The organism is Thermoanaerobacter brockii subsp. finnii Ako-1, from assembly GCF_000175295.2.
In the GTDB taxonomy this organism is placed as follows: Bacteria; Bacillota; Thermoanaerobacteria; order Thermoanaerobacterales; family Thermoanaerobacteraceae; genus Thermoanaerobacter; species Thermoanaerobacter pseudethanolicus.
This window is the reverse complement of record NC_014964.1, coordinates 199,723-220,606: the sequence shown is the minus strand read 5'-3', so window position 1 is coordinate 220,606 and position 20,884 is coordinate 199,723. Positions and strand designations below refer to the sequence as shown.

Genomic DNA, 20,884 nt, shown 5'->3' with positions numbered 1-20,884 from the left:
GGGCTTTTCATCTATTAGGAGGGATAGAATGACACAGTTTATTATACGCAGACTACTACAGAGTATTCCTACATTAATTGGAGCTTCTATAATAATATTTTTAATTTTTGCAATGGCACCTGGTGACTACGTCACCTCTCAACTTCAAAATCCTAAGATGACTGAGGAAAGGGCTGCACAATTAAGGGCCCTTTATGGATTGGACAAACCACTACCCGAAAGGTATATTTCTTGGGCAAGCGGTGTCTTAAAAGGTGATTTGGGCGACTCTTTAATGTTTAAAAAACCTGTTATACAGGTAATAAATGATTTTATATGGAATTCCTTTATATTGGGAGTAGCTATAATGTTCTTTGAATGGTTAATTGCCTCTATAATAGGTATCTATTCTGCTATACGGCAGTATTCTGTATTTGACACTATAGCTACCTTGCTTGTATTTATCCTTTACTCTTTACCCTCTTTCTTCTTAGGTCTTGTTATGCTTAAAGTTTTTGCAGTAGACCTCAAATGGTTCCCCTTAGGTGGAATGATAACAACAGGATCCAATTATACTGGTTGGGCCCATATAGTTGATGTTGCAAAGCACATGGTGCTTCCTGTTGCTACTCTAACTTTAATAAGTGTAGGGGGCTTAAGCCGCTATTTTAGGGCAAATATGCTAGAAGTCATAAAGCAAGATTATATAAGGACTGCCAGAGCTAAAGGCTTAAAGGAAAGAACTGTTATTTTTAAACATGCTTTAAGAAATGCTCTTCTACCTTTGATCACTTTGTTTACTTTAGAATTACCTAGCTTATTTGCAGGTGCAATGATAACTGAGAGGATATTCAACTGGCCCGGCATTGGTAAAGTCGTTCTAGAAGGAATTTATATAAGGGATTATCCATTGTTTTTGGGATACACAATGCTCATAACCGTTCTTACAATTTTAGCAAATATTTTAGCTGACGTTTTGTATGGCGTTGCTGATCCACGTGTAAGACTTAAATAGGGGGGATAAAGCTTTGGATCAAGTCAATGTAAATCAACCTCTTGATTATAAAAAGAAAAATAATCTGAAAAAAGCACCTTCGATTTGGAGAGACGCTTTCCATAGATTTTTAAAAAATAAATACGCCATATTGGGACTGGTAATTTTGACTTTTATGTTCCTTTTCTCTTTTGTAGGGCCTTATTTTTCGCCTTATCTGGATGCAAAAATAGATGTATCAAAAGGGAATCAACCACCAAGTACAGAACATTGGCTTGGTACAGATAATCTAGGAAGAGATGTGCTTTTAAGGCTTATGCTTGCAGGTAGAATTTCCCTTACAATAGGGATTGCAGCTACTTTGATAATCGTTTTAATCGGTGGAATGTTAGGCTCTATCGCAGGATATTACGGAGGCTGGTTAGATGTCATAATAATGAGATTAGCAGATATTATATATGCCATGCCAGGTCTTCCTATCCTAGTCATGTTAGGTGCAATAATGTCTGACTTAAAGATTCCACCATCTCAAAGAATATATTACGTCATGTTTATCTTAGGATTTATATCATGGGTAGGCCTTGCAAGGCTTGTACGAAGTCAGATACTAAGTTTAAAAGAACAAGAATTTATGCTGGCAACAGAAGTTTTAGGTTTAAGAGATAGTAAAAAAATAATAAAACACCTTTTCCCCAATGTATTACCTACTGTTATAGTTTCTGCAACATTGGGAGTAGCTGGCGCATATTATCAGAATCTGCTTTAAGTTTCTTAGGACTAGGTGTCATCCCTCCAACACCTTCTTGGGGATATATGCTGTCTGCTGCAAATAATATGATCGATTTTGCAAAGCGTCCATGGCTTTGGATTCCGCCAGGTGTTGCTATAATGCTAACTGTCGTAGCTATCAACTTCATTGGTGATGCTTTAAGAGACGCTTTCGATCCTAGACAAAAAATTTAGGAGGAATCAAAATGGCAAAAAATCTAGTAGAATTTCGCAATCTCAAAACTTTTTTCTACACTGAAGAAGGTGTTGTAAAAGCAGTAAATGATGTAAGTTTCTCTATACGAGAAGGGGAAACGGTGTGCATTGTCGGTGAATCTGGCTGCGGCAAAAGTGTAACTGCTTTATCCCTAATGAGATTAATTCAGTCTCCTCCTGGGAAAATTGAAGGTGGCGAAATAATCTTTGATGGGCGAGATATTCTTAAATTAAGTGAGGCAGAAATGAGAAGAATACGCGGTAATGAAATAGGCATGATATTCCAGGAGCCAATGACTTCTTTAAACCCTGTTTTAACAATTGGAGAACAAATAATGGAGCCTTTAATTGTGCATAAACTCATGACTAAAAAAGAGGCTTGGAATAAGGCTATTGAACTTATTAAACAAGTTGGCATACCAAGAGCTGAACAGATAATGACAAGTTATCCTCATGAACTAAGCGGTGGTATGAGACAGCGTATAATGATTGCAATAGCTCTAAGTTGCGATCCAAAACTTTTAATAGCTGATGAACCAACCACTGCTCTTGATGTAACAATTCAAGCCCAAATCCTTGACCTTTTGAGAAAAATAAAGCAGGAAAGAAATATGGCTTTAATGCTTATAACCCATGACCTTGGAATTGTTGCTGAAATAGCTGACTACGTAGTAGTTATGTATGCTGGAAAAGTTATTGAAGAAGCTCCTGTAAGAGAACTTTTCAAAAACCCTAAACACCCATATACAAGAGGTCTTTTAAAGGCAAAACCAATAATTGGTCAAAGGCAAGAAAGACTATACACAATCCCAGGGCAAGTGCCTAACCCTATTGGTTTGGGAGACTATTGTTATTTTAGCGATAGGTGCGAATATGCAATGGACATTTGCCGCCAAAAGATACCTCAACTTGCAGCTGACGAAAATGGGCACAAAGTCGCCTGCTGGCTCTATGAAGGAGAGTGGAAAAAATGAGTGAACCTTTAATAGAAGTAAAAAACCTTAAAAAATACTTCCCAATACGAGGCGGTATTTTACAAAGGACGATAGGATATGTAAAAGCAGTAGATGGAGTGACATTCACTATAAATAAAGGTGAAACTTTAAGTCTTGTTGGCGAATCTGGTTGTGGTAAAAGCACAGTCGGGCGTACTATAATAAGGTTGTATGATAAAACTGACGGAGAAGTTTTTTACAAATCTATTCCTATTCACAGTCTCAAAAAAAGCGAGCTTAGAAAACTAAGACCTAAAATGCAATTGGTTTTCCAAGACCCCTTTAGCTCTTTAAACCCACGCCTTAGAGTAGGAGATGCCATAGGAGAAGCTCTTTTAGACCATGGCCTTATTTCTAAAAATGAATTGCGGGATAAAGTCATAGAAACAATGGAGATATGCGGATTAGCTCCGTACCATATAGACCGCTATCCTCACGAATTTTCTGGTGGTCAGCGTCAGAGAATAGGAATAGCTCGTGCACTCATTTTAGATCCTGAATTTATTGTGTTAGACGAACCTGTATCTTCTCTTGACGTATCAATACAAGCCCAAATAATCAACCTGCTTATGGATTTGCAAGAGCAAAAAGGGTTAACTTATTTGTTTATTTCTCACGATTTGAGTGTAGTAGAGCATATAAGCACAAGAGTTGCAGTAATGTATCTTGGGTCTATAGTTGAAATGGCAGCACGAGACGAACTTTTTGCACATCCACTTCACCCCTATACACAAGCCCTTTTGTCTGCCGTTCCAATTCCAGACCCAGACTTAAAAAGAGAAAGAATAATCTTAGAAGGAGATATCCCAAGCCCTGCGAATCCACCAAAAGGATGCAAATTCCACACAAGATGCCCACTTGCTAAAGACATTTGTAGAGAACAAGTACCAGAATACAAAGATGTAGGAGGAGGGCATTTCGTAGCTTGCCATTTGGTATAGCTAGATGCCTTCCACATCTTTTTGAATTTCTTCTTCAAAAGAAAAGTTACTATTGTTTAGCTTCTCAATAAAAATCGGTTTAATAAATATAGCAAAATACAAAAGACTTACTAATAGTATTACAAACGTAATTAGAAAGGGATAAGTATAATTTTGATTTTCTAGGATATAGCCAGCTAAATAGCTGGCTATTGCTGATCCTATACTCCTTAAAAGTGATTTTACTCCAGCAAAAAAATCCCTTTTTTCTTCCTCTACAACAGACATTGTTTGACTTTCTATCATATTATTCAAAAGCGTAAAACTACCACTTCTTAGTAAAAATATTGTTGAAAACATCATTACAGAAATATTATTAAAGGCTAATATAAGTGCAAACAATAAATTCATCCCATATACATAGTAATAAGCTTTAATGGTTCCAAATTTATTTATTATCCATGGCATTATCATAGAAGCAAAAAACAAAATTAGCCCATTTATTGTAAGCAAATAGGAGACATATTCATCGCTCCAACCCATCCGAAATTTCACAATCACGTTTTGGAAAGGAATTATCGTAGAAAAAGCCATACCCGCCAAAAAAAGATAAAAAATAATTAAAAGAATTTTTTTATCAAAAACTTGGTAAATTCTAATATTTGACAATAACAACTTACTCTTACCTTTATCAAAACTATTGTTTACGCATGGCAACAAAATCCCTCTTAATAAAGCCGCCACTAAAATTAACACGGCTGATATATACACAGAACTTTGATATTTTGTATTACCATATGGAAACCAATTGGGTATAAAGCCTCCCAAAAGCGTACCTACTCCACTAAATAGAGTAAAAACAGCAAATAAAAGGCTATAACTTACAGTTTCCAATTCATTTGTCTCAGCATATGAAAATAAAAGCTGTATTTCTGTTGTAATCAAAAAGGAAATTCCTATAAATTGTATAATCTGTGCCAAATAAAAAACTCCTATAGATTCCCCTAATCCAAAAAGCCCATATCCTATCCCTGTAAGAGTTATTCCTGATATAAAAATTCGTTTTCTCCCAATATAATTAGCAAAAAAACCTGCTGGAATAGCAGCTGCCCCCATCACTAAAGTTCCTACAGAATTAAGAGCTCCTATTTGTTCAGGAGAAACGTTTAAAGCAAGCAAATGCAAATTTAATACTAAACCAAAAATCCCCATTCCTATACCCAATAAGGCTTCAGTTGCTATAAAACGTTTTACTTCTTTGGGCAAAAATTTAACCTGGGCGATGAACGACATATATGTTCTCCTTTCCTCCCGTATATATCCTCCAAAAAAGCCGCTTTAAAAGGCGGCTTTAGAAATACTCAAAAGTTATCCATGTCTTCTTAAAAAAGGTATTTCACAAAGTCATTGATTCCAAAGGAAAGCAAAACAGACAAACCAATTACTACCATCACCGTTGTTAACTTCAACTTTTAAATTGCGAATTACTTCATCAACACTCATTTTATGTAAAGCACTTTTTTACTTCAACACTTTTGTCTTCCATAAAATATCACCTTTTTACTTTTTCTTTCATTTTCATTATACTCCTAATAACTGCAAATTGCAATCAGTCAAATTCTCTATTGCAGGAAAAGTAAAGAGCAATTTGAGTGCCTTTTCCTTGTCTTTTGAGAAAATCCCCAAAATTAAGTCTGCAGACAAAGCAGACAAAGGGGACGGTTCCTCTTGTCTGATCTTTTAAATTTAATCAGCCTATATAGTCAGGCTTTGCCTTTTTCTTTCAAAATCTTATGTATACTATACCTAGTCACCCCAGCAATAGAAGCAATATCTTTAATTGAAAGTCCGGTTTTTTCTCTGTATTTTTTTATTAAGTCATGCCATTCTTTACGTTTTTTAATTTCCAGATTTTCTATATCTTTAATCCCAAATTCCATCGCCATTTCTTTAAATAACTCTTTGGCTTCTTCCGTACTCATTTTTTCTTCTTCAATGTCGATAAAAACTTCAGTGCCTTCTGTCTGCTCCATATATTTCTTAAACTGTTCTATAGCTTTCTTTTTATCATCAGAGAAAATACCTAAAATCAAGTCTGTATCTACAATTTGACACATTTCATCATTATCGCTAAGATAACAGCTATAACTGCTCCACTTATAATCAGAAACTTTTTTCACTAGCCCCGCTTTTACCGGATTCTGATGAATGTATCTTACTAATGCTATAACGTAACTCTCATCTTCAACTGGCTCACTTCTAAACCTATCCTGAAATAAATGACCTGTCCTATCGTATTTTTTATTAAAATAAGAAGCATAAATTCCTGCAATCCTCTTGATAGAACTTGACAAATCCTCATTGCCTTCCTTGATCATCAAATGAACGTGGTTGCTCATAAGACAAAAAGCAGTTAAATAAAACTTCCCGCCTAGCTTTTTCTCTGCCAATATTTCTATAAAGCGCTTTTTATCCTCATCACTTCTGAATATATTTTTCTTTTCATTTCCCCGCAACATCACATGATAATACCCGCTCTTGCTTTTAACTCTTGACTTTCTAGGCATTTACATCCACTCCAAAAACAATAATTCAGACAAAAGGACCCATCCCTCTTGCCTGATTATAACATATAAATTAGATAAAATCTCCCATTTTTTCAGAAGTTTTAATTTTATATATTCCTAACAGGATAAAGGTTAACGCAAAAGCCAACAGTATGATTATATTCATATAAACATCGCTTAAACTACCACCCATTTGAATTTTTTCTATAGCGTCTATTGCCCATTTCTGTGGTATAAAATCAGAAAGCTTTTGAAGTGCTTCAGGCATTAAATATAATGGCCAGAAAGCTCCCCCTAACATACAAGTAGGTGTAATAATTAAAGTAGACAAGGTATTAGAATAACTTGTAGAGGGTGAAAAAGCAACTATCATTGAACTTAAACCAATAGATGTTATTCCAAAAGAAACCAGTACTAAAAAAACATCAAATGTCGCTTTTGTGAAGCCTAAGTTTAATATAAAGGTAATCAACGCAAGTATAAAAGCTATCTGAAAAACTGTCAAAATTAAATTTACAAAAAAATTGCTCACTAAATAAGTTCTTGGCTTTAAAGGAGAAGCAAAAATTCTGTAAAAAGTTTTATCTCTTTTCTCCACAAGTATAAAATTAGAAATATTAAAAGTGCTAAACATCAAAAACATTATAAAAAATCCTAAACTTCTTGTTGTTGCCACTGCCGTCTTCCCTATATCTTCAACAATATATGTTTTCAAGCTAAAAGGACTGTTCTTATAAAGGTCGTACATCTTATAAAAATTTTCTTTATTTCCTTCAGATGCCTTGCTTAAATTGTAAAGAACATTTATCTTGCGGTCAAGATAACTTTTCAAAAATAAGGTGGTTTCTTCCCCTTTTATTGATACAATCTCTACATCCTTTGGATTTCCCTTCAAAATTTCTTCTTCAAATCTTTGAGGAATCACTATAGCGCTGTCAACTTCTCCTTTCGATACTTTATCATTTATCTCATTTTCTTTCAGAAAAACAACCTTGAATTTATCCGTTTTTTCCAATGAATTAATTAAATCTGTTGAAATCTGACTTTTATCTCTATTTACAACACCTATTCTAAGTTGCCCGCTGCCACCATAGGTAAAAAGCAAAAAGAAAAGTGGAATTATAATACCAGAAATCAATAAAATAATATTCCCTTTCCTTCTAAAAAACAACTTTACTGTATTCTTCATAACCAAAAATAGCTCTCTCACTTAAAAAGCCTCCCTTCTGAATAAGTAAGCTGACAACACTATGAAAAAAGCTGCAGGAATTAAATTTACCATGAGGGCTGTAGGTACATATTGATAATTGCCTCCCAATATCACATTAAATATGGCTGTATTTGTCCATGTAATTGGAGAAAAATTTGAAAGTTTCTCAATAAATTGACTTCCCATTTCTTTTACAGGAATATAAGAACCACCTAAGAAGGCTATAAAAGGAATTATACCGTTTAGTAAACCTTGTGCCATTGCTCCATTTTTTATAATAAACCCCAAACTCACTCCCAAGCCCACCACAAAAATTATCTCACTAATTATAATCACAAAAACTGTTACAATATCCTTTCCCCAATTAGCTCCGAAGATGTATTTGCTAAAAAGAACAATAATCAAGGCCTGTATAAAAACAGAAAAAGTTACCCCTAACACCTTCCCCATAAATATTTCATATTTCTTAATAGGAGAAGCTAATATTCTGCGCCCTGTCTTTTTTGTCCTTTCCATATCTATTGAAAATACACCACTCATAGCACCGTATAAAATTATTAAAGTAAGCATTGTAACAGAATAATAATCGAATGATGTTTGTTTAACTTTTCTGTCAATAGAGGTTATTTTTATAAATTCTCTATTTAAATTTATATCGCCGCTATTTTTAAGAAAGGCAGGATTTTGTGAAGCTATAGCTGTCATTCCTTTAAAAGTATCAGCAAAAGAGTCAATCATACTTGCTGCAATCTCCGTTTTTATATCTCCATGTGCATTCTTATAAAAAGTTATATCTTTACCTTTTAAAAAAACATAACCATCGTATTTGCGTTTTTCTATATCACTTATTCCTTTGTTGACATCTTTTATTTCTACAAATTTTACTCCCATTTTATCAGTTTCTTTAATGAAAATATCAAAACCCTGTGAAAGTATTGTATCTCCTTCATCTGTATATATAACTTTTATATCCCTTAATTTTATATCTGATGTTGACGAAAACGCAAAACCTAAAATTCCAATAAGAACTATTGGCAATAGTATCATGAGTGCCATTACTTGCTTGTCATAAAGGATTTCTTTTATTTCTTTGAGCATTATGGTAAAGATTCTCATATTCTCACCTCTAATCTCTCAATTTTCTTCCTGTCAGGGTAAGAAAAACTGTCTCCAAATCGGGAATTTCGTTTCTTAGGTTACGTATTGGTATGTTTTTTGAAATAAAATAGTGGATTATATCATCAAAATTGCTCACATCTTTTAAGCTTGTTATCTTTATCGTGCTATCTCTTATCTCAACAGCTTTTACACCCTTTATTCCTTTCAATTCCTCCTCTTTTATTCCATCAATTGAGCCAATTTCAATATAAACTGTATTCACATCTGTAACCATTGAAGTGAGTTCTTCCTTTGTTCCTTCAGCTATAACCTTGCCATGGTCCATTATAGAAATCCGCGTGCAGATAGCCTCTACTTCCTCCATATAGTGACTTGTGTAAATAATTGTACTACCCATTTCATTTAACTTTTTAACAGATTCCAAAATGTGATTCCTCGATTGAGGGTCTATACCTACTGTAGGTTCATCCATTATTATCAATTTAGGTCTATGGGCAATGGCACAGGCAATATTTAGCCTTCTTTTCATACCACCTGAAAATTTATTTGGTACTTCTTTCGCTTTATCTGAAAGACCTACAAACTCTAATGCCATCTCTACACTTTCTTTTAGCTCTTTTCCCCTAAGTCCATAAAGACTTGCAAAAAACTTTACATTTTCATAGGCCGTTAAATCTCCATAAATAGCAACATCCTGAGGAACAATACCTATATTTTTCTTTATAAATTCAGCATCTTTACGTATGTCTTTGTCAAAAACATAGACTTCACCCCTGTCAAAACTTATCAGTCCGCAGATTATGCTTATAGCTGTCGTCTTCCCTGCCCCATTAGGACCTAATAGACCGTAAATTTCTCCTTCTTCTATTTCTAAATTTACATTGTCTAAAGCTATAACATCACCAAACCTTTTTATTACCTCCTTCATTTTAACTATCTTCATGCAACACCCTCTCCTTTCAAAATAAATTTTCAGACGAAAGGAACCGTCCCCTTTGTCTGCTTTGTCTGAAATTGATTTGGTTTTCTAGGAATATAATAAAGGAAATGGTGAAAGTTTTGTAGTATACAAAGTCACCATTTCCTCATGACTAAAGTCACATTGTATTTAAATTTTTCATCATGTATTCCATTATTCTTACAGCCTCATTTATAGTTTTTACATCATCCTTTAATGGTCCAAGCCATATGCAGTAAGCTAAATCATTGTCTGCAATTGGAATAATTCCAAAAATCTCAATATATGTTGCAGGATCATTGGAAGCAGCAGGAGGGCTTCTCCTCAAAACGGCAATTTTTCCTTCTCCGATAGGAGTTTTTATATCTTCTTCTTTTAAAAGTTCGCTGTGATTTGGAAGAAAACCTCCAAAATATTGGTCTTTGTAATAACTTATAACATATATACCACCGTTAATTTCATCCTTTGAATTTAAGATATAAACTTCATTTCCGCCTGTAAATTTCTCCTTCCACCCATTTGGCAGAGCAATTTTGAGTTTTTTCAAATAACCAATTTCGTTATTACGACAAAGCACCATCTCCATATAGGGCATATCTTGAAAGCTATTTAAATCATAAAAGAGTACTTTCTCAGCTCGACTAACGCCAGCCAGCTTCCTTTCAGAAATAAATTTCACTGAATTCCATTCCAAATTATCGCTTTCCTTTAATTCCCTCACATTTCCATTTAAATCAACACTTACTATAGGTGCGCCTATAAAATTACCTTTATCGTCATATTTATAAATCTTGAATATAACATGTTCACCATCCGGAAATGCCATACTGTCAAGCGAATAAAATTTGTATTTTAAAATGTTTTTGTACGTTTTTATTATTTTGAAGTTATTTCCATCCAAAACATCTAAGCAGTTTTTCTCATCGTTTAGCACAAATATAGTTCTACTTTTATCTAAACTCCCATACGTTACACTTCCGTTAAAACTGTAAACCGGCTTTACGACCTTGTTTTCAAAATTTAGATAGTTTATTTTGTTATCACAAATAAACAGCACCCCTTTATTGTCAAAATATGGTTTGATTTTGCCACAAGAATTTATTTCACTTTCTAAAGGATACTTCTCAAATGTTCCTTTATTTACATCATAAGAAAATATATACCCACTTTTAGCATTTAAAGAATCCGGTGAAATACCATAGATATACTCCCCATCATCACTCCACACTGGATATATTCCATCTCTTACAGGAAGAGTAAGTCTTTCTGGAGCGCTGCCATCAATGTTTATCACATAGTATTCAAATGAAGCAGCATCGTAATGGATTCCCACAACATTTTTGTCTTGTCTTGGTAATAATTTATAATATCCAATGCGTTTATTTTTTAAAAATTCACTTGCTATTTTGTTAGAATTGCCATCATACAAAAGGACGGTATAAAGGGTATTATCAAAATCTTCGCTTGAATTAGGAAGTGAAAATACCAGCCTTATAGGTGGTTCTTTCCTAGTTGTGGATGATTCTTTAAGCTTTACTACATCACAGGAAGTTAAAAAGAACATCACCGTAAGAAATAAAAATAATTTTCTCATTTACTATCCCTCTAATCTTATAATTTTTCCCTCCTTTTTAAAACGATTATATCATAATAAAACAAAAATTTCCACATCATCTATTTTTAAAAATTCAGACAAAGCAGACAAAGGGGACGGTTCCTCTTGTCCGTTTATTTTGATTTTCAGACAAAAGGAACCGTCCCCTTTGTCTGTGTTATGCCAATAAAAAAGTAAGGCTCGTAATGGTCTTCGCTTCAGCCAGTACAAATCTCTTCATACCTCACTTAAAAGGCAAGGTATTGCAAAACCCATACTGACCTATGCTCGACTATTATAGATACCTTAGAAACCTTATGCACTTTGCATAAGACCTCCAGTCTAAGTACATGACGTACTTCGACCTGCGGCACCTATAATAGTCTTAGCTCGACTATAATACATCCTTTTTAGCCTTAAAATTAAGGCTCTACATGGACATATTATAATCTGCCCGCCGACTAGCATCCGACCTTTTGATCGAATACCAATCTTTGGCCGACCATCACAGAACTTGCGTCCTGTGATGATCTTGGCTCGACCATTACGAACCTTACACTATTATATTGCCCTTTTTGTCTTTTTATATTCATTTGTTTTTAAAAAAATTTAAAAAGGAATGAGATACCCACTTTTTTGGTTTAAGCTAAAGCTCTTAGTGAGAACAAAGGAACTGTACTTCATTTTAAATTATACAGAATACTGATAATTTAAAGCAACTACTCTTGGTTCCCCTTCTAAATCTTCTTTCTTTACATCCATTTCTGTGGATAAAATCTTTTTGCCACCTGTCATATCCAAAAAGTTATCCACAGTATCAATAGGGAAATTAATAAACTCCGTTTTATAGTGCATTGGTATGGTTATTTTAGGCTTTAACTGGTTCATCACTTCTACCGCTTGTTTTGCATCAATTGTATAATAGCCTCCAACAGGAATGAGTAGAACATCAACTGGTCCTATTTCTTCAACTTGCTTTTCTGTTAAAACATGTCCCAAATCTCCCATGTGACAGACTCTGATTCCATCAATATCAAAGACAAAAACTATATTTTTACCTCTTTTTGCACCATGCTCGTCATCGTGAAATGTATTTACACCTTTTATGTTGATACCTTTTATATTATGTTCTCCTACTGTGTCAACAATATCAAAGTTTCCCTTTACCGCCTTAAAATAATTGTGGTCAAAATGGGAATGAGAAGATGTCACAATGTCTGCCTTCACATTTGGCATAGGGTACCCAACTGATTCATCAAAAGGGTCTGTGACAATGACCGTACCCTTCTCGGATGTCAACTTAAAACAGGCATGTCCCAACCATTTTATATTCATAAAAAACACCTCCTAACCATATTATACCACAGTCATAAAATCTTTTGAGTATTGTCTAAAGCGTTTTTATATATTTCTTCTGGATATCCCAATAATTTTAAAATCTTTATTGCATTTCTGCTTTTTGACGGTCCTTCTTTCAATATATAATTGAATTTAATATCCTTGTCATTGACTTCTTCTTCAAAATGATAATTATCGTAATAATCTGCTGCCAATCTTGTAAGCTCTATATCATGTGTAGCAGCAACAACCAGGCAATTTCTTCTTATCATATATTTAAGCACTTCATTGGCAGCACTAATCCTCTCTATTGTATTGGTACCCCTGAAAATTTCATCAAGAATACATAAAACTGTGACATTGTCATCTATCACATCAATTATCCTCTTTAGCGATTTAGCCTCAACCATAAAATAACTATCTCCACCAATAATATTGTCAAGCGTTCCAATCGAAGTTAATATTTTAAAGTAATTAGAGGAATAGCTTTTTGCAAGTACTGTATAAAAAGTATGTGCAAAAATCGCATTAATTCCTATTGTTTTCAAAAAAGTTGACTTGCCGGACGCATTTGAACCTGTAATTAATATACCCCTATCCCTAACTTCTATAGAATTTGGAACAGGATCTTTAAGCAAAGGATGATAAATATCTTCCGCTTTTATGAAACGTACATCACTTTTTGTAAGTTGAGGCTCAGTACAATATTTTAAGCTTGCCCTATATGAAGCAAGAGCAATATAGGTATCAATTTTGCCTATTTCAATATATAGCTCCTGTAAATCTTTTAAATGCTTATTTATCAAATTAGCAGCTTCATAAAAGCCTATAGGCTCCATCAAAAAAATTATACTAAAAAATCCTGTTATACCCAAATTGTCAGCTACCCCTGTACTGTTGCTTAAATAATCTAGATAGTTGAGGTTTCGTCTAATAATTTTCGTATTGTTGTATAGATCTTTTAATCTTTCAATATCAAATTCTGGATTACCGTCGCTTTCTTTAATTATATTCTTTGCACAGGATATAAGTTTTAATACATATTTAAATGTCATCATTTCCGAATATATCTTGTATTTTGTACTAGAATATATCATGCTATTAGAAATAAGCAGCAACATTAACATAAATATACCTGCACCGGGATTAACAAAAATAATTATCAGAGGAGATATTATAAGTAAAAATACTAAAAGCTTATATAAAAGTACCGGATTGCTGGTAATTTTTATGCCATTCCACAAAAATTCTGTAACATCCTCTTTTGGATCTTTCCCAAGAAAATGAAGATACAATTGAATTCTCTTTGCAAAATCATTATTTTTCATAAAATTATTTATAATTTTGCTTCTACCCTCTAATTCTTTCTTGTCATAAACCGGGTTTCTTAAAAGGTTATATAGATACTGCTGACCTGGATTTGACATGGTATGATCAAGTTTTCCAAAAACAAAGTCCATATCCAAATCTCTCCATGTTATGTCATCTATATTTGAAGAATTTCTACTATCTAATAAAAGAATATCATATAGCTTTTTAATAAACTCAAAGTTTCGCTTTTCCACATGTTCTTTTCCCCATTGTTCTTCAATCTTTTCTTTTATTTCTTTTATTTTTGCCGTTTTTTTGTAGTTATTTATGATGAAAATAAGGATTATTGCTACAAAAAGTAATAGAAAAAATAAAGTGTTCACCTCAAAGCCTAATATTAATCCTCCACCTATTAAAATTACATATAGAATCTCTAATACCATCTCATTGTTAAACACTGTAATCCTCCTCTATACCACAAAATAAAGGCGGAAAAACCGCCTTTTACATTCTCTCTGGTGCTGTTATTTTCAATATATCTAAAGCGTTCTTTATAACAGTCTTTACTGCTAATATGAGCACAAACCTTGCTTTCATCAAATCTTCTTCTACGCCTTTTACTCTATGGCTGTTATAAAAAGAATGGAAAAGCGATGCTACATCAAGTATGTACCTCGTAATTCTGTGGGGTGCCAATGTCTTTGCAGCAATAGTAATTTCTTCAGGGAAATATGCCAATTTTTTAATTAATTCTTTTTCCTCTTCTTCTTTTAAAAGGCTTAAATCTACTTCATCTATATTATCTATCTTTACACCCTCTTCTTCTAACTGCCTTATTATGGAGCAAATCCTCGCATGGGCATACTGGACATAAAAGACAGGGTTTTCATTTGACTGTTCTTTAGCTAGGTCAAGGTCAAAATCAATGGAACTGTCTGCAGACCTCATGTTGAAGAAAAACCGCGCTGCATCTTTCCCTACTTCATCTATCAGATCTCGTAGTGTCACCATTCTGCCTGTCCTTTTGGACATTTTAACAACTTGACCGCCCTCTATGAGTTTCACAAGCTGCATTAAAACAACATCAAGCCTATCAGGGTCTATACCAAGTGCCTGCATCGCTCCTTTCATAGGAGCAACATGGCCGTGGTGATCTGCCCCCCACACATTTATAACCCAGTCAAATCCGCGAGTTATAAATTTATTTTTGTGATAGGCTATGTCAGAAGCGAGATATGTAGGAAATCCATTGGTCCTAACTAATACATCGTCTTTTTCTGCGCCAAATAATGTCATTTTAAACCACAAAGCCCCGTCTTTTTCATAAGTGTATCCTTTTTGCTTAAGCTCTTCAATTACTTTATACACTTCTCCGCTGTCATAAAGAGATTGCTCAGAAAACCACACGTCATATTCTATCCCGTAAAGAGCTAAATCCTCTTTTATTTTTTCTAAATTTTTCTTAAGTCCATAATCTATGAGTGCCTTTCTTCTCACTTCTGATGGCACATCTTTATATTTATCTCCGTATATTTCTAAAAATTCTCTCGCTCTATCTATTATGTCCTCTCCTTGGTAGCCACCTTCGGGCACTTCAGCTGGTATACCCAATAATTGCAGGTATCTTGCCTCAAGGGAATATCCAAATTTTTCTATTTGATTTCCTGCGTCGTTTATATAAAATTCTCTTGTAACATCGTATCCTGCATAGTCAAGTACTGCCGCCAAGGCATCTCCCAAAGCACCACCTCTTGCGTTTCCCATATGCATAGGACCCGTCGGATTTGCCGATACAAATTCCACTTGCACTTTCTTGCCATTTCCTATATTTACACGTCCATAATCTTTTCCTCGTTCATAAACGAGCTTTAAAGTTTCTTCCAAAAATTTATCCTTCAAAAAGAAATTGATAAAGCCAGGTCCTGCAATTTCAATCTTTTCTATAAAAGTATTTGAAGGGTCCATTTTTGAAACAATGATTTCCGCAATTTTCTTAGGGGGCATTTTAGCCTGCTTTGCTATTACCATCGCTGTGTTTATTGCAAGGTCACCATGTTGTTTTTCTTTTGGCTCCTCTATTTCTATCTCTGGAATAACCTCTATATTCATCAAACCTTCTTTTACAGAATTCTTAATAGCGGTAGTCACCATGTCTTTTATTTCATCTTTTACTTTTTGTATAATGTTTTCCAAATCAGTTTACCTCCCACACTTTTAAGTATAGTTCATTATTGCTCACAGTCTTGTTATTAAGGTCAAGAGCATATTTTATAGTAATCTCACCACCAGCTTCGGACATAGCCACTTTTACATCTGTTGGCAGTATTCCCAAAAGAATTTTTCCATAAGGGGTATCATAGTCCGATTCGTATCTTTTGTTTTTCTCAAAAACCATTTTCGATTTGTTAGTGCCAAACCGCAATAATGTAACTTTGTCTTCTGTAATTTTTAAAGTAGTAGTAGTTCCATCCATTCCCGATAGTTCACTTTCTTCATATACTACATAAAAAGTATTACCTTTAATGTAAAAATTGCCTTCTGTAATAAGTTCTATTGTATCAGATTCATTTTGATCGTTTTTTTGAGTACCTTTTACGGATATAATCGCTTTTTTCAATTACCTCTCCCCTTCTTCCCTTATTTCTCACCATTCCCTACATTTTTCATTATGGCTCTCTACTGCTAAGTTTATAAGCTCATCCAATAATGTTGAATAAGACTTTCCACTTGATTCCCATAATTTGGGATACATGCTTATTTTTGTAAACCCCGGAATGGTATTAACTTCATTTAAATAAAGAGTACCTGTATTTCTATCCATTAAAAAGTCTACTCTCGCCATACCTCTCAAATCCAAAGCTTTGTAGGCCTTTATAGCAAGCTTTCTTACCTCTTCCATTTTTTCATCTGGAAGTGGTGCAGGTATTAAGAGAAGAGATTTACCCCCATCAAAATATTTAGCATTATAATCATAGAATTCATTAGAAGGAACAATTTCTCCTGCAATAGAGGCCTCGGGATTTTCATTACCCAAAACAGAGCATTCAATCTCTCTGGCATCTATTCCTCTTTCTATTAATAATTTTCTATCATATTTCGCAGCTAATTTCAAGGCCCCAGGAAGTTCTTCCTCGTTGTGGACTTTAGTAATGCCAACACTCGACCCCAAATTAGCAGGTTTTACAAAACAAGGATATCCTAAGTGTTCAATTTTTTTCTTTATAGCTTCTAAGTCTTCAATCTCTTTTCCATACACTACTACAAAATCAGGTGTAGGTAACCCCGCTTCCTTAAAAATTCTTTTTGTAAAAACTTTATCCATGCATAAAGCAGAAGAAAGCACATTAGCACCTACATAAGGCATGTCTAATAGTTCTAAAAGCCCTTGTATAGTCCCATCTTCTCCATTAGGACCATGTAAAACAGGAAATACCACGTCTATAGGATAAAAACCGTTTTCTCCATCTTCGAAAGTTATTATTCCTCTATACTTTGTAGAAGCTCCCATAATTGCAGGAATTCCTTCTTTTTCCCATTCTCCAGTTTCTATTTTCCCCACATCTCCTCTATACAGATACCATTCTCCTTTTTTTGTAATACCTACCATGTAAATCTCGTATTTATCTTTATCAAGGTTGTTTATTATAGACTTTGCAGACATTAAAGAAACTTCATGTTCTCCTGATTGTCCGCCAAATAAAACAGCTATTTTCTTCTTTTCCATTCTCTCACACTCCACTAATTTTTCTTACATTATCTTTATTCTACTCTTTTAAGAATATGTATTCAAGAAAAATTTTATTTTATAAATTTAAAGCCGGGAAAGAAGATGTTTCTTCCCCAGCTTGGTGGGCATTTAGAAGGTGGTATTTCCGTTGTTATAATTTCCCACAAGCATTTTTTCTGCTTTTTCGATTGCAAGTTTTACAAGATTACCGCAATTTCTAGAAGAAACACTTCCCCAACCTTCCTTCATTACTGTGTCGTAAACGCCGAGTTCTTTAGCCAACTCATATTTAAGTTGGTCAGACATTAAGCCTCTGCGTCTACCCATTTTTATCCCCTCCTTCTTTTGCCCTACAATTATTTTGCACTTTAAAAGCACTTTTATGTTATGGACTACATGGTCAAATCTCCATGTTCTGTTTTTATAACCTTTAAAATTTTTTCTTCATTTCCATTTAATGCATTTATATAGACGTAAAAAGTATCTCCTTTGTAGGTCCCCTTAAATTCATAAGCTAATACTTCTTTCCCGCTTTCTAAAGGAATAAGTGTTAATTTCCTTCCTTCTATTTTTAAATTTTTATTTACTTTTTGTTCCGCTTCTTTTTCCGTAAGTTTTGGTTTTTCTAATTTTCTTTCCGTATGATTCATGTAGTAAGCTGTAGCGTCAAATCCGATTATGTCACCATTGTCAAGTGCCACTTTCACTTTGACAATGTCTGGATACAAATATACCTCATCTTGTACAGGAACAAAATTAAACTGTACACTACCATCTGCCTTCATAGAATAAGTACTTTCCACGTTTTTGAAACCGTGTTTTTCTAAAAATTTTTTAGCATACTGCAAAGCTTGTGATTGAGAAATATTTATTTTATTCACACTTCTCTGATCCATCATCCATACAACATATCCACCTTTTTGACTGACATTTATATAAACAGGTAATTTACCTGGAGATTTTAATTCTACGCCATAGGCTTTTATTTTTCCATTGTTAGGACTATACTTGTTTTGTGATTCTACAGGCTTTCCATAAAAATCTTTTGCTATTTGTAAAGCTCTATCGTAAGAAACTTCTTTCCCAACTAAACCTTTAGGTGTAGTCTTTGCTAAACTTTCAGAAAAAGGGCCGTCATATATCAAAGTAGGGTAATTTGTCATAGTCTGATTGACATTACTCATTTTTACATTTAAAATCTTTCTATCAATCTCTCCCATTTTTTGTGTACCTTTTTGACGTAAGTTTCCAAGTTCATATCCACCTTGAATTTTTTTTCTTAAGTCTTGTAAGTTTTTACCTAAAAATACCGCATAATTCTGTAATTTCGTAAGGGTTTCTAAATCTTGTTGTGATAATTTTTGCCCTGAAGCAACTTTTTTTGTAAGACTGTAAGCGTAATCGCCAATTTGTGTCAAAAACTTTGAAGTATTATCTATTTCAGGCTGCCCTATAGGAAGTTGATTTAAGTGCTCTTGCCCTGAAAAAGCTTCTCTCCATATTTCATCTAAAATTGGAATAGTAGTTTTATCTGAAGAAGCTACCATTAGTTTTCCCATAGAAGTTTCGATGTTCTCTACGTTAGACACCAATTGATAAAAAGACCTATCATATTGTGCTTGTAAATACCTGTGATAAGAAATTTTTTCAATATATTGTCTATATCCCCATGCTCCGAGGATTAATATTAAAATTAAAGCAAAAGCCGTCAAGCCCCGTTTTAACATTTTTTCACCTCACCTTGCAAAGATATGGCTGCCTATTTGGGTTATAATTGGCCTGTTAAATATCCAATAACTTGTCACTCTCGCAGCGTTGTAATAATACAATGCACCACCAGTAGGGTCCCATCCAGCAATCGCATCTCTTGCCGCCCTTATGCTGTCATTTGTAGGAGGTAGCCACATTTGACCATCATCTACTGCTGAAAAAGCCCCAGGTTGAAATATAACACCTGCTATAGTTTTTGGAAACCTCGGGTCTCTTACTCTATTCATCACCACAGCTCCAACTGCAACTTTTCCAATGTAAGGTTCCCCTCTGGCTTCTCCATTTATAAGCATTGCCAAAAGATAGACATCGTCATTTGTAGTAACAGAAGAAGAAGCGTAATAAGCCGCTAAATCCTGTGCAGTAGTCGTAAAACCTAGAGCTACTTTTGTATCATCATCTACAATGCCAGTAACTCTAAGGCCATTATATGCTTGAAATTTTCGAACTGCCAGCCACGTTCTAACCCCAAAAAATCCATCTACAGCTCCCGTATAATATCCCCAGTCTTTAAGCCGTGCTTGCACTTTGGCAACATCACTACCTGTATTCCCCCAATAAAGGTTAGACATAGCTGTTTTAGTCAAATCATAAGCTGCATACTCAAAAACTGCTGTTATAAAAATGACCAAAACTGTTATTATAATCTTTATGCGGAGAATAAAATCTTTTCTCATTTTGAACCTCCTTTTCTTTAGTATTCGTAAATATTTTTTGTAGTAGTAAAAGTATTATACGCCGATTTTAACCTAAAAAAATTAAAGCGCCCTTTAAGGCGCCATCCATGCCATTTTAAATTTATTATAATACTCTTCTATAATTTCAAGTATTTTAAATTTAACTTTTGGTTTTTCTTCCTCAATAAGTTCTATTTCATCTTGAGAAAGATATTTAGCCACTTCTTCTGCAGTTTGTGTATCTGTAAATCCGTGAGTAACGTCAATAAAGCAAAGGGGAGGAAATATCACACACCACCAATTTTTACCTTCGCCGTTTCCGATAACTACTTTAATCGCATTATAATTCCCCGCAGGAAGAGTAATAGTTCCATAATACCGTGTAGGAAAATCAAAGGTGCCATAGGCAACTTTCACATCATAATTCTTACCCTCTTTACGAATTACTTCCTCAGCAACCTTTTTAATCTCCTCAATACTTTGTTTTATAATCCTTTCCGAATCTTTTAAATCTTTTACTTTTTCAAATTTAGGCGTTAAATCAACAAGTATAGCATCTCTCACCTTAAGTTTTAATTCCTGGTCTTCTTCGGAATCGCTGTTAGCAATCACATGAAACCTTATTAATTTACGGGATAAGTCTTCTTTTTGCAAATTGGAAGATTTAGCCCCATAAAAATTTACTGCTATAATAATTGCTAATACCAACAACGCAATTAACCGTTTCATGTCTTATCCTCC

The 20,884-nt window shown here is 34.1% G+C and carries 19 protein-coding genes and 1 pseudogene; 4 read left to right on the top strand and 16 right to left on the bottom strand.

Going from position 1 to position 20,884, the window contains the following annotated elements:
• Positions 1–28 precede the first annotated feature (28 nt).
• The 4 genes and pseudogenes from THEBR_RS01030 to THEBR_RS01015 all read left to right on the top strand — a co-directional run bounded on the left by THEBR_RS01030 (position 29) and on the right by THEBR_RS01015 (position 3,893).
• Positions 29–994 carry an ABC transporter permease gene (locus THEBR_RS01030; protein ID WP_004398960.1) on the top strand — a complete coding sequence of 322 codons (966 nt, stop codon included), beginning with the start codon at positions 29–31 and terminating at the stop codon, positions 992–994.
• A 13-nt stretch (positions 995–1,007) separates the two neighbouring features.
• A pseudogene (gene opp4C, locus THEBR_RS01025) lies at positions 1,008–1,936 on the top strand (oligopeptide ABC transporter permease).
• Between the two features lie 11 nt (positions 1,937–1,947).
• Positions 1,948–2,931, top strand: coding sequence for an ABC transporter ATP-binding protein (locus THEBR_RS01020; protein ID WP_012268919.1), 984 nt, complete (start codon positions 1,948–1,950; stop codon positions 2,929–2,931).
• Positions 2,928–3,893: an ABC transporter ATP-binding protein gene (locus THEBR_RS01015; protein ID WP_003869652.1), complete on the top strand. Its 966-nt coding sequence runs from the start codon at positions 2,928–2,930 to the stop codon at positions 3,891–3,893. Before THEBR_RS01020 ends, THEBR_RS01015 begins: the two co-directional genes overlap by 4 nt.
• On the opposite strand, the gene THEBR_RS01010 is transcribed toward THEBR_RS01015, so the two are convergent.
• From THEBR_RS01010 to spoIIR, 16 genes are all read right to left on the bottom strand, one after another.
• Positions 3,894–5,165: an MFS transporter gene (locus tag THEBR_RS01010; RefSeq protein WP_004398963.1), complete on the bottom strand. Its 1,272-nt coding sequence runs from the start codon at positions 5,163–5,165 to the stop codon at positions 3,894–3,896.
• A gap of 288 nt (positions 5,166–5,453) precedes the next feature.
• Entirely contained in the window at positions 5,454–5,585 is a 132-nt protein-coding gene (locus tag THEBR_RS12575; protein ID WP_019908103.1) for a hypothetical protein, read from the bottom strand.
• Positions 5,586–5,635: 50 nt separating this feature from the next.
• The gene (locus THEBR_RS01005) at positions 5,636–6,439 is read right to left on the bottom strand and encodes an REP-associated tyrosine transposase (protein ID WP_012268918.1); all 804 of its coding nucleotides are present in this window, start codon (positions 6,437–6,439) and stop codon (positions 5,636–5,638) included.
• Positions 6,440–6,509: 70 nt separating this feature from the next.
• Positions 6,510–7,649 carry an ABC transporter permease gene (locus THEBR_RS01000; RefSeq protein ID WP_004398968.1) on the bottom strand — a complete coding sequence of 380 codons (1,140 nt, stop codon included), beginning with the start codon at positions 7,647–7,649 and terminating at the stop codon, positions 6,510–6,512.
• Positions 7,650–8,765 (bottom strand): ABC transporter permease, encoded by a 1,116-nt coding sequence (locus THEBR_RS00995; RefSeq protein WP_012268917.1) that lies wholly within the window; start codon positions 8,763–8,765, stop codon positions 7,650–7,652.
• Positions 8,766–8,775: 10 nt separating this feature from the next.
• Entirely contained in the window at positions 8,776–9,711 is a 936-nt protein-coding gene (locus THEBR_RS00990) for an ABC transporter ATP-binding protein (RefSeq protein WP_012268916.1), read from the bottom strand.
• 154 nt (positions 9,712–9,865) lie between these two features.
• Positions 9,866–11,320, bottom strand: a complete 1,455-nt coding sequence (locus THEBR_RS00985; RefSeq protein ID WP_004398974.1) for a TolB-like translocation protein — start codon at positions 11,318–11,320, stop codon at positions 9,866–9,868.
• A gap of 690 nt (positions 11,321–12,010) precedes the next feature.
• Complete coding sequence (locus THEBR_RS00980) at positions 12,011–12,655, bottom strand: MBL fold metallo-hydrolase (protein WP_004398975.1); 645 nt, start codon at positions 12,653–12,655, stop codon at positions 12,011–12,013.
• Between the two features lie 32 nt (positions 12,656–12,687).
• Positions 12,688–14,427 (bottom strand): MutS-related protein, encoded by a 1,740-nt coding sequence (locus THEBR_RS00975; RefSeq protein WP_004398976.1) that lies wholly within the window; start codon positions 14,425–14,427, stop codon positions 12,688–12,690.
• Between the two features lie 46 nt (positions 14,428–14,473).
• Positions 14,474–16,162, bottom strand: a complete 1,689-nt coding sequence (gene argS / locus THEBR_RS00970; RefSeq protein ID WP_012268915.1) for an arginine--tRNA ligase — start codon at positions 16,160–16,162, stop codon at positions 14,474–14,476.
• A gap of 1 nt (position 16,163) precedes the next feature.
• Positions 16,164–16,586, bottom strand: coding sequence for a YwiB family protein (locus tag THEBR_RS00965; RefSeq protein WP_012268914.1), 423 nt, complete (start codon positions 16,584–16,586; stop codon positions 16,164–16,166).
• A gap of 27 nt (positions 16,587–16,613) precedes the next feature.
• Complete coding sequence (locus THEBR_RS00960; RefSeq protein WP_009052136.1) at positions 16,614–17,693, bottom strand: D-alanine--D-alanine ligase family protein; 1,080 nt, start codon at positions 17,691–17,693, stop codon at positions 16,614–16,616.
• 132 nt (positions 17,694–17,825) lie between these two features.
• On the bottom strand, positions 17,826–18,023 hold the full coding sequence (locus THEBR_RS00955) for a small, acid-soluble spore protein, alpha/beta type (RefSeq protein ID WP_009052135.1): 198 nt from the start codon (positions 18,021–18,023) through the stop codon (positions 17,826–17,828).
• A 65-nt stretch (positions 18,024–18,088) separates the two neighbouring features.
• On the bottom strand, positions 18,089–19,423 hold the full coding sequence (gene ypeB / locus THEBR_RS00950) for a germination protein YpeB (RefSeq protein WP_009052134.1): 1,335 nt from the start codon (positions 19,421–19,423) through the stop codon (positions 18,089–18,091).
• Between the two features lie 9 nt (positions 19,424–19,432).
• Positions 19,433–20,143 carry a spore cortex-lytic enzyme gene (gene sleB, locus THEBR_RS00945; RefSeq protein ID WP_012268913.1) on the bottom strand — a complete coding sequence of 237 codons (711 nt, stop codon included), beginning with the start codon at positions 20,141–20,143 and terminating at the stop codon, positions 19,433–19,435.
• Between the two features lie 93 nt (positions 20,144–20,236).
• The gene (gene spoIIR / locus THEBR_RS00940) at positions 20,237–20,872 is read right to left on the bottom strand and encodes a stage II sporulation protein R (protein ID WP_012268912.1); all 636 of its coding nucleotides are present in this window, start codon (positions 20,870–20,872) and stop codon (positions 20,237–20,239) included.
• Positions 20,873–20,884 lie beyond the last annotated feature (12 nt).